This is a genomic window from Natronobacillus azotifigens, from assembly GCF_026805325.1.
In the GTDB taxonomy this organism is placed as follows: domain Bacteria; phylum Bacillota; class Bacilli; order Bacillales; family Amphibacillaceae; genus Natronobacillus; species Natronobacillus azotifigens.
Window position 1 is genome coordinate 156,609 of record NZ_JAPRAT010000001.1, and the last position, 14,535, is coordinate 171,143.

Below are 14,535 nucleotides of genomic sequence, written 5' to 3' on the forward strand. Positions count from 1 at the left end.
TCTCTAGTATACAATGAAAACGAGTATATTGCATTGCAAATTGAAAGAGATAGGGGCTATCATTTAAATTATCAGGAAGAAAAATCTTGAATACTATTGCATAGTGGTAAAGAAGCCTTCATTTAAGTTGTATTAATAAGTAGTACTTTGTATGAGATCAATTAATTACTACAGATGAGCAGTTCTAGTATATGATTGGTATACTACAAAACTGATAATCTATTATTTTCTGAAGAAACTTCAATACAAATGAGTTAGATTTCGTTGATTAAGATAATGAAGTATAGAATAAAAATGTTAAGTTAGAATTTTCAGAAAATTAATGAGTTAAATTATTTTTCCCTATAAATTATGATATAATGTGAAAGAGTGGAGGGATCTTTGAGATGAAATCATTGGATATCATAGAAAAAAAAGAGCAACTAAAACCACTTTATCAGCCAATTGTTAGTGCGGTGACACACGAAATAGCAGGCTATGAAATTTTTGCTGCAATAGAAGAAAATGGTGTCAAAAAAAGTTTAGCAAACTTTTTTCTGGATGATGAAGTTCCTGGAGAGTTTAAACTTGAAATTGATCAATACATATTAAAACAAGCTATTCAAACATCAATTTTAAATGGTGGTCAGTTTTTTTTGACAATAAATCGAACAGTTGAAGAACTTATGATACGAGACGGAGAACCCTTATTGGAGTTATCACGTCAATTTGAGAAAGAGAATTTTTCAATGAATCGAATTGTGTTAGAAATTAAGGAAGACGATATTGAAGAGTACTTTGATGATATATATCACCTTCTCTTGTATTATAAAAATTGTGGCATTCAAATCGCCATTGATCAATTAGGGAAGAAGACTGCCAATTTAGACCGAATTCGTCAATTAGAGCCTCATATATTAAAAATGAATACCAGAATTATTGGAAGTTATGAGACGGAAGGGTATGAAGACATTATGTACTCTTTTGAAATGCTAGCAGATCGGATTGGCGCAGCTTTGTTGTTTGAAAATGTGGAAGATGATTTCTTGCAATATTTCGCATGGAAACATGGTGGGCGGTACTATCAAGGATATTATCTTGCCAGACCTTCACACGAATGTATCACGACCAACGATCTTGAAGTCAATCTGGAAAAAAAAGCTACAGAATATATTAAGCGTCAAAAAAAATTAATCGAAGAACGTTTGGCTTGGATGGTTAACTGGGAGGATAGAATAAAGAAGTTACTGATTAGTTGGACTGGCCCGGAGTTTGTTAATGTATTTTTAGAAGAAGTTACGAAACATTTTGATCACGAGAGCTTTCGGATCTACGTTTGTAATGGAGATGGGAAACAGGTTTCAGCTAATTTTCGAAAAGAAAGTAACTTTTGGATGAAGGAAAAAGATCAGGAAGGGGCAAACTGGGCGTTTCGTCCATACTTTTTAGCAAATTTGATGCAAATGAAGTTGTGGAACCGAGCCATGTTATCTGATTTATATTCAGACATTGAGACGAGAGAATTAATACGAACATTTAGTTTTCCATTAGCTGATAACTATTTTATATTTATTGACATGAGTTATTCTTTTTTATATAACAAAGATTGTTTACTCATTTGATAGGGATAGATGGAAAAGATTCACTTTCTAAGTAATGAAATGACAGATGATCATTCAAGGTCATCTGTCATTTCATTTGCCAGAAAGGGTAACAGCATTCTTATAGAAGAAGCTGAGTTTCGTCCTATTTTCGGTAAGAATACCAGTCACCGATTTGATCAACCTGCTCTTGATCAAGTGCATGAACAATATAATGTTGACCCATAAAATTATTTAGAATGGATGCCTTAATAGTAGCTAAACGATGCCTCCGGTGTAGAAAATGCTGCTTCTTCTCAAGCGCTTGGATACGTCGATGTTTTAAAATTACCGTTTCCTTGCTAAAAAGCCAATTTTGTAGTGTTACTTGTTCTTTTGTAATACAGGATCCTGCTGTTCGATAATCTATCCAACCAATGATTAAGGCAAGGACGAAAAATGCCTTTGGGATCCACAGCCAATTTAATGCGAAAACTGCCGTTGGTATCATAGCTAGAAAAGGAACGATACTTGATTTTATTAAATAATAAGGAATCGCCCGCTTAGGTGCAGGAATTAATTGTTCCCAATCTAATTGGTATTCAGGTAACATTTTCTCTAGAAAAGCTTGTATTTCTCGTTTGTGAAGTAATGGCAAGATGATTGTACGAGTACCTTCTGTTTTATTGATTTCTCCACCAGCACTTTCGACGTACAAACTCGCAAACCCTAAAGGTTGTCGGATTAAATTTTGCTTTATTCCTACTGCTTGGATTCGCTTTAATGGAATGGTCAATTGTTTTTTCTCCCATAAGCCACGTGTAATATATAATTCTTCATCATAACGAACAATAGTAAAGTCTCCGTATTTAATTACCATACCGAAAACGCCGAGTATCCATACAATAACTAGAAAAACTACGAATAGTGCAATTAGAGCCCAAATAGCTTGCGCGTATAGCCAAGCAGTGGTTGATTCATAAAGAGCTTCTGGAATAAGGTTTTCAACCTCAAAAATAATAAGAAAGAAAATCCCCATAATAGCGCTGAACCCACCGGAGGTAGAACCATAAAGAAACAGTCGCTTGAAAGGTGTTTCGTACTTTGGGTAATTATTTTCTAAAACATAATCATAATCATATTGATTGTCTGTTTTTTCAGCAATTTGACTTGTTACTGTATCTTCCTGGTCAGATGCAAACGCATTTTCTGTATCTTCTGTTTCTACATTTAACATTGCTTGTTGTTTGCTTGGTTTTAAGTGTTTACGAAGTTCTATCCCATCACTCATTGTAACTGCAGTAAGTTTAGCATCAACGTCAGCATCACTTCCAGCAGTTTCTATTTGGACACTGGTCAGTCCAAAGATACGATGGATGATATTTTGGGATAAATTGATTGATTGAATTCGATGTTTAGAAATGGTTCGTTTTTTTCGAATGAAAATACCTCGTTCAATTCTAATTTGATCATCATCTAATTGATATGTAAAACGATACCACCCAATCATACTATATCCAATCATGATAACTGCTAAGATAGAAAAACCGATAAGTGAATAAAGTAGAAAGTTTCCTCGTCCGAACAAGAAAATCAATGGGAAGAGACCTAAAAACCAATCTTTTATCGATGATAATGTTTGAAAAAGTATCGCTAAAAAGTGTAATCGTTTTGGCTCAGACATCTTCTTGTTCCACCCTTGCTAGTATAGAAATTTGATCTCGTAAAAGATCTGCCTCTTGTTCACGCAATGCAGGAATTTCATGTGTCGTTGCGGCGGTTGATATTGCTAGACTCGCCAATTTGAAACGCTTTAAAATAGGACCTTGCTTTGTGTCTACGTGTTGAACACGAATCATTGGAACAAGGGTTCGTTTTACAATGATAATACCGTGTTGAATATAAACCTCTTGATCGTATACTTGGTAACGCCAACGTCTCCAACGAACATATGGAATGATAAAGACAGATAAGATCACTTCAATGACGGTAAAAACTAAAAGTCCAATGGCGTACCAATAAGAAAAATCATACATATTGGCAAGAATGAATAGCGCAATAGTAGCAATAAAGGGAAAAAAAGATAAAATAATTGCTTGGATTTTCCATACTTTAATGGCTGTTTTTGCAATGCGTTGTTCTGGTACTTCTCTCAACTAGAATCTTCCTTTCTATAATTTTTTTGACCTTGTCTATTATATCGCAACTTTACAAAAAAAAATAGGTTATTTTTGGATGAATAGGATAAATGAACATTTCTTTAACTATATCATTCTATAAAGTGAAACTTCAATCAGTGGGTTTTTAGGTATTCCCCACTGATTGTTAGCTGAACCATTCGGGGTGCTAGCGTCCGTTACTCCCACTTAAACAACTTGTTATTCTCGTTGTTTTGAAGTGGGAGTCTTACGGACGGTTGCTCCGGGATAAAGTTGAAAAATTGTATATAGGTAAAAAGTTTGATAGATTTTCGCATTTCTTCTTGATAATTTATGTCGATAGGTCGATATTATAAGTGAGAGAAAAACAGAAGTGAAAGAGGGCAGAGAGAATGAAAATTACAGGTAAGTTAATTTCATTAGCACTTTCAATGGTAGCGTTGTTAGTCGTATTAGGTACTATTGCTTTATATGCACTAAATGTTACAAACGATAGTACTCGTGAAATGTATGAAGAACGTGTTCAACCATTGAGTGATCTAAACCAGGTTGTGCGTTTAGCAGAAAACTCACAAGTAAACATGTTATCAGCTGTAGTAAATGAAGATCTGGAATTCACAGAACGAGTATTAGCGAACTTTGAACAAATTGCCGAATATATGGACAATTATGAAAGCGCTATCTCCTCTTCGGAAGAGGACGGTATATACTCAAGCTTTCGAGCAAATTGGATAAGGTTTGAGCGAGTAGTGTTAAATCATATTACATTAATGGAAAATGATAATTTTGATTCCGCGCAAGAAGAAGCTGGTACAGTTCGTATGTTTTATGAGCCAGCAAGTCAATATTTAGTTGAATTGATGCAGTATAATGAAGATGAAATGGATAGGCTTTACGAAAACAACCATCGAGTTTTTGAAAGCAATCGCATTTTAGTTTCTGTCGTTGTTGTTGTTTCAGCGATAGGCGCAGTTATTTTTGGTACATTAATGGGTCGATACATAGGTACACCATTGAAACGAGTGGCGAAACAAATGGATCAAGTAGCAGATGGAGATTTAACAGGAGAGTTGTTAAAAACCAAGCGAAAAGATGAAATCGGTATGCTTGTGGATGCTACGAATAAAATGAGGGAAAACGTAAAGTCGGTACTGGTGGAGATTAAAGCCGCGACTGGACGAGTTGCTACTCAGAGTGATGAATTAAGTCAATCAGCGAGTGAAGTTCGTGAAGGTAGTCGTCAAATTTCAACGACAATGGAAGAGTTGTCCGATGGAGCAGAATCACAAGCAGATAATGCATCGATGTTAAATGAATTAATGGAAAAATTCGTTTCGAGCATTCGTAATGCAAATGATGCGAGTAATGAGACAGCGAAGGATGCAGGCGTTGTTTTAGAATTAACAGATCGTGGAAAAGTATCGATGACGAAATCAGTAGATGAAATTAAAGGTGTTTATGATATTGTAAAAGATGCAGTGGCAAAAGTAAGAGATCTTGATTTAGAGACAAAAGAGATCACAAAATTAGTTGACGTCATTAGAGATATCGCTGATCAAACCAATCTTCTTGCTTTAAATGCTGCAATTGAAGCAGCGCGAGCAGGTGAGCATGGAAAAGGTTTTGCTGTTGTAGCTGATGAAGTTCGTAAACTAGCTGAGCAAGTATCTACTTCTATTAACGAGATTACAACGATCGCTGGTCGCATCCAGTCTGGTTCAAATACGGTAGCTTCTGCTCTAGAACAAGGCTATCAAAAAGTTGACCAGGGAACACGTCAAGTAAATCAGACTGGCGAAATTTTTGAGCAAATGAATACGTCCTATACAAGTATGGCAACTCGTTTGAAACAAATTTCTACAGATTTAGATAATATTGTAGCATCAAGTGATAGTATGCATGCTGCGATTGAGGAAGTTGCTTCCTTATCGGAAGAGTCGGCTGCAGGGGTTGAACAAACTGCTGCTTCATCCGAGCAATCCGTTAGTTCGATGGAGGAAGTATCCAATACAGCGGAACAATTATCTAAACTAGCTACACAATTAGAAGAAGAAGTTGGACGTTTTACAATTTAACAAAAAAAGCTATTCGTTTATATGCGAATAGCTTTTTTTAAAGTATGAGAAAGTGTGTATATATAGCTTGACTGGACAAGTGTTCACTTGTTACCATCAGCCCCCTACAATATAGTTTCTACCCCGAATGGTTCAAGGGCCTTTAGGTCATCCTTTAGGGCTAACAATTAGTGGGGCACAACTAAAACCTCTCACTGATTGAAGTTTCACTTTATTTTATGTACAAGTTCTCCGTGTTAACAGCGGGCACGACGTTAACGAACCTAATATAGTTGTATAAGAACAAATATACATAATTAAAATACAAAAAGGTTAATCTATGGTCAGGAGTGATTTACGTGAAGAATGCAGAAAGATTTATAGTAGCATTTAACAAAATTGAAAAACACATGGATAGTGAGATTAATGAAAATCGTTATATTCCTTTTCATCGATCTGTCTATCTATTACGAAAAGAAAATGCAGTAATTAAACGTTACCATAATGATTTACTGGAATTTTCCGAGTTGCGCAATGCAATTGTGCATGAACGTACCGAACTGAATTATACTATTGCAGATCCCCATAATCATATCGTTGAGGCCATTGAACGGATTGCAGAGGAAATCACTGCTCCAAAACTAGTTATTCCTATGTTTCAAAAAACATTACGAACGATCGAATCCGATCTTAAGCTTCGTGACGTTCTTGGAATCATTAGAGAAACGGATTTTTCACAATTTCCTGTTTATCGTAACAAAAAATTTATAGGGTTGTTAACGGATAAAGGGATATTGCATTGGCTGGCACATAATATGAGTGAAGCTATTGAGCAAGTAGTTAATGTTAAGATTAGTAAGTTAATTGAAGATGAAAAACGAGCGCAGAACTATCTATTTATTCCTAAGACTATGAGTGTCTATCATGCAGAAGATATATTTATTGAGCAAATAAGAAACCAAAAGCGCTTAGATGCATTGCTTATTACCGAAGATGGTAAGCCTGACCAGCCATTATTAGGAATGATCTCAACCAATGATTTAATTGAAATCCCCTAAAATTTAGGTGTATGTGGCCGTTATGACGAGGTTGGAGGCCATTTATGTGTTTAACCTAGGTGAAAGTGGTCGTTATGACGAGGTTGGAGCCGATTTTTGTGTTTAACCTAGGTGAAAGAGGTCGTTATGACGAGGTTGGAGCCGATTTTTGTGCTTAACCTAGGCGAAAGAGGTCGTTATGACGAGGTTGGAGCCGATTTTTGTGCTTAACCTAGGCGAAAGAGGTCGTTATGACGAGGTTGGGGGCCATTTATGTGTTTAACCTAGGTGAAAGTGGTCGTTATAACGAGGTTGGAGTCCATTTTTGTGCTTAACCTAAGCGAAAGTGGTCGTTATGACGAGGTTGGAGTCCATTTTTGTGCTTAACCTAAGCGAAAGTGGTCGTTATGACGAGGTTGGGGGCCATTTATGTGTTTAACCTAGGCGAAAGAGGTCGTTATGACGAGGTTGGAGCCGATTTTTGTGCTTAACCTAAGCGAAAGTGGTCGTTATGACGAGGTTGGAGCCGATATTTGTGTTTAACCTAGGCGAAAGAGGTCGTTTTGATGAGGTTAGGAGCATTTTCTACCCTCAACCTAAGCAAGATCAGCAACCTTGACGATGTTAGCGTTATTTACTGCCCTGAACCTAGGTGAAAAAGACTCCTTAAGATAATGTTTCAGAACTTTTAATACCACATCATCGTGTGAACCTCTTTAAAGTGAAAAGGACAAATGCCTTACCGCACAGCAGTTTGTGTCAATTACGAAGTAGTTAGATTTTTCAATTCTTGATGGCCGTTTTAATTTTGCTTATTATTTTTGGTTATCATAAATTTTTTTGATTTTCGATTCAAACTCTATTAGTGCTACGATTCTCGCCTCTCTTACATACTCTTTTCCTTCAACAAACAATAACAATACAGGTACAGCAAAAATGGAAAACTTGCTAGCGACTTCAGGTAATACCTCTGCATTGATATACGCTAATTTTATTTTTGGATATTTCAGCAATATTTCTTCAACTTGAGGAAATAAACTAACACATACACTGCAATTAGGACGAGAAATAAATAAAAAAGCTAGTTTGTTTTGATGTAGGAAATAATCGATTTGTTCAATACTTGTGATCTGCTCGAAATTATTCATCATAAATAACATCCTCCCTATTAATAATATCCTCAATTTTTTTTAAAAAAAATCGTAAAACAAAATAATTGACCTTATACCTGTGCAGGTATAATATAATAACACAACAAAGTTTAACTGTAAAAGGAGCAAATATGTTGAAAGAAATACAAACAAAAGAATTAGAAAATCGCCTATCTAATGGAGAAAAAGTTAATATCATTGATGTAAGAGAACCGTTCGAGTTGGAAGTTAGCAAAATTCCTGGTGTGATAAATATTCCAATGGGTGAAATTCCTCTTCGGATGGAAGAGCTGGACCGAAAGAAACATTACTATCTCATATGTCGTTCTGGAGCAAGAAGCGGTGATGTCGGGGTTTTTTTAACGGAGCATGGATATAATGTAACGAATATAACAGGTGGTATGTTGAACTGGACAGAAAAATAGAGATTAAATACTCCTATTACCATTAATTAGAACAAAAAAAAGAGATATAATACAACAACAGTCGGGATGTTCCTAGGCTCTTCACGATGGATAGGCTTCTTTTTCCTTTTCAAGTATACTCTATTGATGGTATGCTTTTGTAAGGATAAAAATTATAATAAAGTGGTGGTAATGATGTTGGAAGATACTGGGGAAAGAATTATTCCAGAAAAAATGAAAATAACCAATGAATTATTAATTGAACATGTAGCTCGCTACCACTTTGCCTTACCATATATAAAGGGAGGGCGTGTACTTGATTTTGCATGTGGTACTGGATTTGGAACACATATTATCGCAAAGAAGAACAAGAAGCTAGTTGAGGAAGTTATCGGAATTGATATTGATGCTGATTCGTTAGCGTATGCAAAGAAAAACTATTATCACCCAAAGTCATCCTATCAACAAGCGGATGTAACAGATCAATCATTAGTTGAACAATTGGGGGTTTTTGATACAATCCTTAGTTTTGAGACGTATGAACACATTGAAGAAGAAGAAAAATTTCTTAGCAATATCTATCATTTATTAAAACCTGGTGGAACGTTGGTTTTATCTACGCCTTTTGGTAAAGGGAGGGGAACCCCATGTGGATCACCTTTTCATATTCATCAAATTACGCAGAAAGAATTTTATCATTTGTTTGATGCATTCAACTTTTCTGTAGTGAATTATTATATGCAAAAAGGTGCCTTAATTGAACCAGCCAATTCAGCAAGGCTAGAATACTATCCTTTAGGGATTGTAGTATGTGAAAAGTAAGGGGATGCATAACGAAAATGTTACGCATCTTTTCTTGTTTTATAACGGAGCGACAGTCCATGAGACTCCGCTTCAAAACAATGAGAATACCAAGTTGTTTAAGAGGGGGTAGATGTGCGCTAGGACCCCAAATGATTGAAGGGCCTTTAGGTCATCCTTTTGGACTAACAACCAGTAGGGGAATACCAAAAAAACTACACTGATTGAAGTTTCACTTTATTTAACTCTATAATGAGATAGCTTAAACTGTTTTCTTGCTCATATACCTATAAGGGTATATGATTGTGTTAGGAATAAAAAACTTTTCAAAGGAGTCGCTTGATGACAGATGCTTTATATTTTGGTCCTTTTATCCTTTCATTTGATATAATCATTAAAAGTTTGAGTTTTGTTTTCGGTATAATTTTTTTGATCGTAACCAGTCCTTTTTCTAGAAAAGAGCAAACAAGTCAGGTTATAGATTTTTTGATAGTCTTTTTCTTGATAATTATTGGTTCAAAGGTTTTATTACATATTCGGATCTTTTTAACTGATCCTATTGCAGTGTTGGCTTTCCCTAGTGATTCAAAAGCTTTTTATCTTGCTTTTGTTATGATGTCAGTTTATTTGAGCATGTTGGTTAAGCGCAATAAGATTGACTTACTATCTTTTAGCGACAGTTTCGTGCGTGTCCTATTGATGACAATGTTTGTACAGTTTTTTAGTGAAATAATATTTACGAATGATTTTGTTCCTATCTATCAATTGATGCTTTCCTTCATTTTACTTCTATTCTTATTACTTCTTGAGAAAAGAATACCTTATTTGTTCTTGCATGCAAACATTCTAATGATTTGGGGGTTTTGTTCTGCTTTTTTACATACATTTAGCCCAGCGCTATTGTTTGGTTTTCACGTAGATTCATGGTATTACTTAATGATTGGACTAGTCGGGCTAATTATATTACTGAAAACAAAGAAGAAAGCATAGAGTAGTAAAAGAAAGAGAGGGGGGTTCGATGCAACAGGTAACAGATCTTTCCACGTGGTTGGCTTTAGGTGCCGGAATTTTATCCTTTTTATCACCATGCACCTTACCTGTTTTTCCAGCATATCTTTCCTATATTACCGGTGTAAGTGTAAAAGAGTTACAGGGAGATGAGAATAGAAAGTTAAAAATGCGCATGTCCCTACATGCAGTATTTTTTTTATTGGGTGTATCCATTATTTTCTTTAGTTTGGGAATAGGTGCGTCTTTTTTTGGAAATTGGCTCCAAAGTATGTTAGCAGGTAATTCAGGGATCCTTATTCAAAGAGTTACAGGAATATTTTTAATGATAACAGGTTTGATGGTCGGTGGTTGGATTACGATTATCCCATTGATGAAAGAGAAACGAATTCGGTTTAAGAGTAAACCGGGAAGTATTATAGGTAGCTTATTTGTAGGAATTGGTTTTGCAGCTGGATGGACGCCTTGTATTGGACCTATCTTTGCATCGATTTTATTGGTTGCTGCTAATAATCCAGCCGAAGGAGCCTTATATACAATGATGTATATTATCGGCTTTTCCTTACCTTTTTTCTTATCCACGTATTATTTAAGTTTCACAAAGGTTCTCGTTAAATATAGTGAAAAGATAATGAAAATCGGAGGAGCTTTGATTATTGTGTTTGGTATATTGCTATTTACCGGACAAATAACGCGTATATCCATTTTCTTACTACGACTAATTGAAGATACTTGGTTTTCTAATTTAGGTTAGGGGTGTTCTGTTTGAAAAAAAATATTCTGTTAGCAATAATCTGTGTTTTGTTTGCTTGGGCGATCTACGATTTTTATGCTAATGAAAAACAACAGCTTAGTGTTTCAGAAGACATTTCTCCAAAGCAAAATCAAGCAAATGTCGAACAAAATGAACTTGCTGTTGGTTTGCAAGTTGGTGACATTGCTCCGGATTTTCAATTAACAACTATTGATGGGGAGAGTGTTGTTTTATCGGAATATCGCGGGCAACGGGTGATGTTGAATTTCTGGGCAACTTGGTGTCCACCTTGTCGCGCAGAAATGCCAGATATGGAAAGGTTTTATCAAGAACATGATGTGACAATATTAGCTGTAAATTTAACACAGACAGAAGAGTCTATTGAAGATATTAGACAGTTTGTTGAAGATTATAATTTGACTTTTATGATCCCTCTAGATGAAGAGAATCCTAGTGTTTCCTCCACATATGAAATTCGTCCGATACCGACGACTTTTATGATTGATTCGAAAGGCGTAATTCAACAAAAGTCTTATGGTGCCTTAAATTATGAACAAATGGTACATGCCTTAAACCAAATGAATTAAGCTTTTCTTTAAGCACTTAAAAAATATGATGTTATTCTCATGTGAAAAAATGTTGGTATATTAGGAAAATGATGAGAAATTGGTTTAAAAAGATAAAATAGGGGTACTACATTAAAAGGTTAAGGTTGACGATAGAAGGAGATTATTGATTTGGTCAAACATTTGTATTGCACAGATTTTTGTTTTCAGCAATTTCATTTTATGATTTTTGGTACTTCCAAAGGAATTTGTTATATTAAAGTTGTAGATGAACCAAAGGATAATTGGGTATCCTTTAAAAGAAAGTTTTTTATGAAACATACGCTAATGTGTGATAATGACCTTTATACGAGAGAAAAAGAAGTAATGAGAAGGTACTTAGAAGGTTGTACAGATAAATTATTATTGGAAACTGATCCATATGGAACAGAATTTCAACGGATGGTCTGGGAACAACTTAGATTAATCCCGTATGGACAAACCACTACCTATCAAACGATTGCTCAACAACTTAATCGACCAACTGCAATAAGAGCTGTAGCTAATGCAATTGGCGCAAACCCATTATTACTTGTCAATCCTTGTCATCGTGTTATCGGAAAAAATGGAAAATTAACTGGATTTCGTGCAGGCTTACCATTGAAAAAAACATTATTACAATTAGAACAAAAAATAGTTTACAAATAATAATTATTATATTATAATAATTATTATAATAAAATAAAAAATGGAGGTTTTATTCATGACAACAGAAAACAAAGCATTACAAGATCATCTAAATCAATTAGTAGCTACACATGGTGTTTTATTTACTAAATTACACCAACACCACTGGTTTGTAAAAGGGCCAAATTTCTTTGTGTTACATGAAAAATTTGAGGAGCTTTACAATGAAGTGAATGAGCAATTTGATGAGTTTGCAGAACGCTTACTAACCATTGGTGGCGCACCTTATTCAACATTAGGAGAGTTCTTAGAACATTCTACGATCTCTGAACAACCTTATTCAACAGAAGTGGAACAAAAGACAATGGTTCAAAGCGTATTAGATGATTTCACTACACTAACGAAAGATTTAGCTAAAGGGATTGATTTGGCTGGCGATGCTGGTGACGATATCTCTGAAGATATGTTTATTGGATACAAAACTGAAATTGAAAAAGCAATGTGGATGTTAAAAGCATACTTAGGTTAATTAATAAAAAGTGTTTGGTCTTTAGGATCAAGCACTTTTTATGTTTGTTTGCTTTACTGCTTAATTAGAAAATGGTATAGTATAATAGATAAAATCGTATAATCATATAGGATTGTTACTGTTCGGCAGGCAAAACCTAAATTTGAGCGAATCAATTAACCAAAAGAAGATGGTTTATTTTCGTGTTCAAATTTAGGTTTTTATTTTATCCTAAGCAAAGGACGCTAGCACCAGAATCTTTAAAGAACTTTGGGGCTCATTTTTAGGACTAGCAACCATCTCGGAAATACCCACTGATGTAATTAGAGGAAACTTATAGCGCGATTATTATAAGAAGTAAAATGGATTGAATATCTTACTAACAAGGGATAAAACTAGAAGTAAAGTACGCCGTTATCATTTACGTCTCTAAACAACTGTCGATAAAAACTCCCAATTAAAACATCAATGAAATCAAAGTTGTTAAAGTAGGAGTATGTTTATGGTTTTACCGAATAATTTGCATATAATTAGTAGAAATCAGATTGGAAATACCCGCACTTATCTGAGTTTTCCTTTATTTTTAAGAGGGAATTGATCTAGTATCCTTTGACGCTAGTGGACGAATAATGCTAAAAATTTTATACGATAAAGGACGATTGATAATGAGAATAAAGAAAATATTAAATAATAATGTGGTTGTATCAGAAGATAAGAAATACGAAGAAATCGTTGTAATGGGTCGAGGACTTGCTTTTCAAAAAAAAATTGGTGATCAGATCAATGTGGATAAAGTTGAGAAAACATTTATCTTAGAAGAACAAGACGTTTCCGATAAGCTAGGGGAATTACTGAAAGAGATACCAGAACAGCATTTCGATATTGCATATAAGATTATATCCTTTGCAAAAGAAAGACTTGATTATAAACTTGACGACTATATTTATATTGCTTTGACTGATCACTTGAGTTTTGCCATTGGTCGGTACAATCAAGGGATAAATTTACCCAACGCATTATTATGGGAGATAAAAAAATTTTATAAACAGGAGTACAAAATTGCGCAGGCATCTTTAGCAATTATTGAAGAGGATATGAATATTAAGCTGCCTGAGGATGAAGCAGCTTCGATTGCATTACACTTAGTGAATAGTCAACTATCTGGAGAAAATATGGAAGCAACAGTTCAAATGACGAAAATGGTGAACAGTATTTTAGCTATTGTGAAGTATCATTATCAAATCGTACTTGACGAAGATTCGATTAATTATCAACGATTTTTAACGCATTTAAAATTTTTCGCATTACGTTTTGTTCGAGATGAAGGCAAAACTAAAGTAGGCGTCGAATCGTTTCTATACGAACAAGTGAAAGAAAAATATAAAGAAGCCTTTGATTGTAGTGAAAAGATCGATGAATTTATTAATAAGACCTATGGTTGGCACGTATCTAATGATGAAAAGGTTTTTTTAACTCTACACATTCAACGTGTTGCTACTCAAGAAAAAAATGCAGAAAAAAGAATGCTTGAATAATTGATCTCGGAGCATCCGTCCGTAAGAGTCCCACTTCAAAACAACGAGAATATCAAGTTGTTTAAGTGGAAGTAACGGACGCTAGCACCTCGAATGGTTCAACTAACAATCAGTGGGGGAATACCTAAAAACCCCCACTGATTGAAGTTTCACTTTATCCCGGAGCAACCGTCCGTAAAGACTCCCACTTCAAAACAACAAGAAAAACATGTTGTTTAAGTGGGAGTAACGGACGCTAGCACCCCGAATGGTTCAACTAACAATCAGTGGGGGAATACCTAAAAACCCCCACTGATTGAAGTTTCACTTTATTGGAAGCAGTAGCCACTAACC

General features: G+C 35.0%; 14 protein-coding genes. 11 read left to right on the forward strand and 3 right to left on the reverse strand.

From position 1 onward, the window contains the following. The first annotated feature begins 386 nt into the window (after nucleotides 1–386). Nucleotides 387–1,601 (forward strand): EAL domain-containing protein, encoded by a 1,215-nt coding sequence (locus tag OWO01_RS00635; protein WP_268778479.1) that lies wholly within the window; start codon nucleotides 387–389, stop codon nucleotides 1,599–1,601. A gap of 124 nt (nucleotides 1,602–1,725) precedes the next feature. Here the strand turns inward: OWO01_RS00635 and OWO01_RS00640 are convergent, their stop codons facing one another. Both OWO01_RS00640 and OWO01_RS00645 read right to left on the reverse strand, forming a co-directional pair. After that, nucleotides 1,726–3,243 carry a PH domain-containing protein gene (locus OWO01_RS00640; protein ID WP_268778480.1) on the reverse strand — a complete coding sequence of 506 codons (1,518 nt, stop codon included), beginning with the start codon at nucleotides 3,241–3,243 and terminating at the stop codon, nucleotides 1,726–1,728. Beyond that, nucleotides 3,236–3,715 (reverse strand): PH domain-containing protein, encoded by a 480-nt coding sequence (locus OWO01_RS00645; RefSeq protein WP_268778481.1) that lies wholly within the window; start codon nucleotides 3,713–3,715, stop codon nucleotides 3,236–3,238. Before OWO01_RS00645 ends, OWO01_RS00640 begins: the two co-directional genes overlap by 8 nt. 395 nt (nucleotides 3,716–4,110) lie before the next feature. Between OWO01_RS00645 and OWO01_RS00650 the strand changes: the two genes are divergently transcribed. Further along, the gene (locus tag OWO01_RS00650) at nucleotides 4,111–5,793 is read left to right on the forward strand and encodes a methyl-accepting chemotaxis protein (RefSeq protein ID WP_268778482.1); all 1,683 of its coding nucleotides are present in this window, start codon (nucleotides 4,111–4,113) and stop codon (nucleotides 5,791–5,793) included. Nucleotides 5,794–6,131: 338 nt separating this feature from the next. After that, the gene (locus OWO01_RS00655; protein ID WP_268778483.1) at nucleotides 6,132–6,830 is read left to right on the forward strand and encodes a CBS domain-containing protein; all 699 of its coding nucleotides are present in this window, start codon (nucleotides 6,132–6,134) and stop codon (nucleotides 6,828–6,830) included. 794 nt (nucleotides 6,831–7,624) lie between these two features. On the opposite strand, the gene OWO01_RS00660 is transcribed toward OWO01_RS00655, so the two are convergent. Further along, entirely contained in the window at nucleotides 7,625–7,960 is a 336-nt protein-coding gene (locus tag OWO01_RS00660; protein WP_336283687.1) for a thioredoxin family protein, read from the reverse strand. Nucleotides 7,961–8,094: 134 nt separating this feature from the next. Here OWO01_RS00660 and OWO01_RS00665 point away from each other — a divergent pair, with 134 nt between their 5' ends. The 8 genes from OWO01_RS00665 (at nucleotide 8,095) to licT (ending at nucleotide 14,202) form a co-directional block, all read left to right on the forward strand. Further along, the gene (locus OWO01_RS00665) at nucleotides 8,095–8,385 is read left to right on the forward strand and encodes a rhodanese-like domain-containing protein (RefSeq protein WP_268778484.1); all 291 of its coding nucleotides are present in this window, start codon (nucleotides 8,095–8,097) and stop codon (nucleotides 8,383–8,385) included. Nucleotides 8,386–8,559: 174 nt separating this feature from the next. Continuing rightward, nucleotides 8,560–9,186, forward strand: coding sequence for a class I SAM-dependent methyltransferase (locus tag OWO01_RS00670; RefSeq protein ID WP_268778485.1), 627 nt, complete (start codon nucleotides 8,560–8,562; stop codon nucleotides 9,184–9,186). A 321-nt stretch (nucleotides 9,187–9,507) separates the two neighbouring features. Further along, the gene (locus tag OWO01_RS00675; protein ID WP_268778486.1) at nucleotides 9,508–10,155 is read left to right on the forward strand and encodes a hypothetical protein; all 648 of its coding nucleotides are present in this window, start codon (nucleotides 9,508–9,510) and stop codon (nucleotides 10,153–10,155) included. Nucleotides 10,156–10,183: 28 nt separating this feature from the next. After that, a complete protein-coding gene (locus OWO01_RS00680) occupies nucleotides 10,184–10,927 on the forward strand; it encodes a cytochrome c biogenesis CcdA family protein (RefSeq protein WP_268778487.1) in 744 nt (247 codons plus the stop codon). 11 nt (nucleotides 10,928–10,938) lie between these two features. Then, a complete protein-coding gene (locus OWO01_RS00685) occupies nucleotides 10,939–11,514 on the forward strand; it encodes a redoxin domain-containing protein (RefSeq protein ID WP_268778488.1) in 576 nt (191 codons plus the stop codon). A 150-nt stretch (nucleotides 11,515–11,664) separates the two neighbouring features. Beyond that, nucleotides 11,665–12,180, forward strand: coding sequence for a methylated-DNA--[protein]-cysteine S-methyltransferase (locus OWO01_RS15975; protein WP_272505943.1), 516 nt, complete (start codon nucleotides 11,665–11,667; stop codon nucleotides 12,178–12,180). A 55-nt stretch (nucleotides 12,181–12,235) separates the two neighbouring features. Further along, nucleotides 12,236–12,688: a Dps family protein gene (locus OWO01_RS00695; protein WP_268778489.1), complete on the forward strand. Its 453-nt coding sequence runs from the start codon at nucleotides 12,236–12,238 to the stop codon at nucleotides 12,686–12,688. A 644-nt stretch (nucleotides 12,689–13,332) separates the two neighbouring features. Next, nucleotides 13,333–14,202: a BglG family transcription antiterminator LicT gene (gene licT / locus OWO01_RS00700; protein WP_268778490.1), complete on the forward strand. Its 870-nt coding sequence runs from the start codon at nucleotides 13,333–13,335 to the stop codon at nucleotides 14,200–14,202. Nucleotides 14,203–14,535 lie beyond the last annotated feature (333 nt).

Coding starts and splice junctions, on each gene's coding strand:
- OWO01_RS00695 (WP_268778489.1), top strand. CDS start 12,236: ATGACAACAGAAAACAAAGCATTACAAGATCATCTAAATCAATTAGTA.
- OWO01_RS00660 (WP_336283687.1), bottom strand. CDS start 7,960: ATGATGAATAATTTCGAGCAGATCACAAGTATTGAACAAATCGATTAT.
- OWO01_RS00675 (WP_268778486.1), top strand. CDS start 9,508: ATGACAGATGCTTTATATTTTGGTCCTTTTATCCTTTCATTTGATATA.
- OWO01_RS00670 (WP_268778485.1), top strand. CDS start 8,560: ATGTTGGAAGATACTGGGGAAAGAATTATTCCAGAAAAAATGAAAATA.
- OWO01_RS00635 (WP_268778479.1), top strand. CDS start 387: ATGAAATCATTGGATATCATAGAAAAAAAAGAGCAACTAAAACCACTT.
- licT (WP_268778490.1), top strand. CDS start 13,333: ATGAGAATAAAGAAAATATTAAATAATAATGTGGTTGTATCAGAAGAT.
- OWO01_RS00650 (WP_268778482.1), top strand. CDS start 4,111: ATGAAAATTACAGGTAAGTTAATTTCATTAGCACTTTCAATGGTAGCG.
- OWO01_RS00640 (WP_268778480.1), bottom strand. CDS start 3,243: ATGTCTGAGCCAAAACGATTACACTTTTTAGCGATACTTTTTCAAACA.
- OWO01_RS00680 (WP_268778487.1), top strand. CDS start 10,184: ATGCAACAGGTAACAGATCTTTCCACGTGGTTGGCTTTAGGTGCCGGA.